The 1,896-nt window shown below is 62.2% G+C and carries 2 protein-coding genes; both read left to right on the top strand.

Annotation, left to right across the window (positions count from 1 at the left end):
• Positions 1-72: 72 nt before the first annotated feature.
• Complete coding sequence (locus EN969_RS25830; RefSeq protein ID WP_082826515.1) at positions 73-1,176, top strand: histidinol-phosphate transaminase; 1,104 nt, start codon at positions 73-75, stop codon at positions 1,174-1,176.
• A gap of 105 nt (positions 1,177-1,281) precedes the next feature.
• Entirely contained in the window at positions 1,282-1,650 is a 369-nt protein-coding gene (locus tag EN969_RS25825) for a hypothetical protein (RefSeq protein WP_224620654.1), read from the top strand.
• Positions 1,651-1,896: the final 246 nt, after the last annotated feature.

Below are 1,896 nucleotides of genomic sequence, written 5' to 3'. Positions count from 1 at the left end.
ACATATACAAGCATATACAAAGCATTTCAGCTGCGGTACGGATGACGAAATCCACCGCAGAGGAGCCAGCCCGTGTCGAAAGCCTCGGATATGGTCCGCACCGAAGTCAACCGCCTGTCGCCCTACAATTCCGGACTGACCATTGACGAGGTACGGAAACGATACGCACCGGCCAGAATCGCCAAACTGGGCTCGAACGAAAACCCGCTCGGGCCCAGCCCGACCCTCGCCGCCACGATGCATGCCGGCTCCGAGATGTTCCGCCTCTATCCGGATCCTGCCGGGCGCAAGCTGCGCCAGGCGATCGGCGACAAATATGCCGTCGCCGAGGACCAGATTATCCTCGGCAACGGTTCCGAAGATCTTCTCTCCGTCATCAGCCGCGCCGTGTTGCGGCCGGGCGACGCCGTCGTCACGCTCTATCCGTCGTTTCCGCTGCATGAGGACTACACCACGTTGATGGGCGCTACCGTCAATCGCGTTGTCGTCAACGACGATCTGACCATCAATGTCGATGCGCTGGTCGAGGCGGTGCGCGAACGGCCGCGCATGCTGCTGTTCTCGAACCCGATGAACCCGGTCGGCAGCTGGCTCTCCGGCGGCAATCTGTCGAGGGTTCTGGATGCGACGAGCGACGAGACGCTGATCGTCATCGACGAAGCCTATGCCGAATATGCCAAGGGCGACGACTATGCGTCATCCCTGCCCTATCTGGGAAAGCTCGACCGGCCGTGGATCGTGCTTCGGACCTTTTCCAAGGCGTTCGGCCTGGCCGGATTGCGGATCGGCTTCGGCATCGTCGGCGACCCGGAGCTGCGCACGCTGCTCGACCGCGTCCGCACGCCTTTCAACGCCAACGGCATGGCCCAGGCCGCAGCATTCGCGGCGCTGGCCGATGACGAACACCTCGCCAGGGTCGTAGCTCTGGCCAGGGCGGAGAGAAAACGCGTCGAGACTTTCCTGGCGAGCAAGGGCCTCGACGTCGCCGCCTCCAGAGGCAATTTCCTGTTCTTCAACTGCCGGCAAGATGCCTCCGTCTTCGTCGAAGGCCTGCTGCGGCAAGGGGTCATCGTCAAACCGTGGAAGCAGCAGGGCTTTGACACCTATGTGCGTGTCAGCATCGGCTCGACTTCGGAAAACGACCACTTCATGGCCGCTCTGTCGACGCTGTTGTGAATGCACGTCTGGGCGGATCGCTCCGCGCTTGGGAGCCGATCGCTGCCGCCCTATTTCGCCCAAGGCCTTGACCGACGCTTGGCTTGGCTGCCGTGCGGATCGTCGATGACCACAGCGTATTTATTTGGCTTCGGACCAGCCGCAGGCCTTAACTTTCGCAGCGTGGGTTTTTACATCCGGGGGGTCTGCAAACGATCGACGCTTGAGGAGGCTCCCTTGCAGCAGCCAGATGACATAGCCGCCCGCCGATTGGGCATTCTCATCGAGCAATATGTGGAAGCGCGTAAAAAGCGCTATGACTATGTGTCGACCGAGCAGGCCTATCGGGCCATCCGGCAGGTCCTCAAACCCGCCATTCCCGATCGCGAGCTCGACGACATGGTCGCCTCACTTGCCGTCAAGAACGGCCTGGCGGTCGTCTTCGATCGTCAAACCAAAGCATCGGCCGATGATGTTCCGAGGCCAAGCCCCTAGATCGACGCACATCTGCCGGCGCCGGGCGCCATATCAATGCGGGGCCAAACGCATCGTTCGGCCCCGCATCGATGTGCATCGCCGGAGGAACCTGCGACACACCTGCGCCGTGGGCCTGTGTGCCGCAAGCCGACGGGCGTGGCGGCTTCAAGCGGCGGTGCTGACCTGGCCCGGCTCGAGGATCGACTTGACCTTGTCGGCGACGGCGCGTCCCAGATCGGCGTTGTTTGCGGCGGTGAAATGAAT

Source organism: Mesorhizobium sp. M7A.F.Ca.CA.003.01.2.1, from assembly GCF_003998945.1.
GTDB classification, from domain to species: domain Bacteria; phylum Pseudomonadota; class Alphaproteobacteria; order Rhizobiales; family Rhizobiaceae; genus Mesorhizobium; species Mesorhizobium ciceri.
Note: the sequence above shows the minus strand (reverse complement) of the source record. Positions and strands in the feature narration are given on the sequence as shown.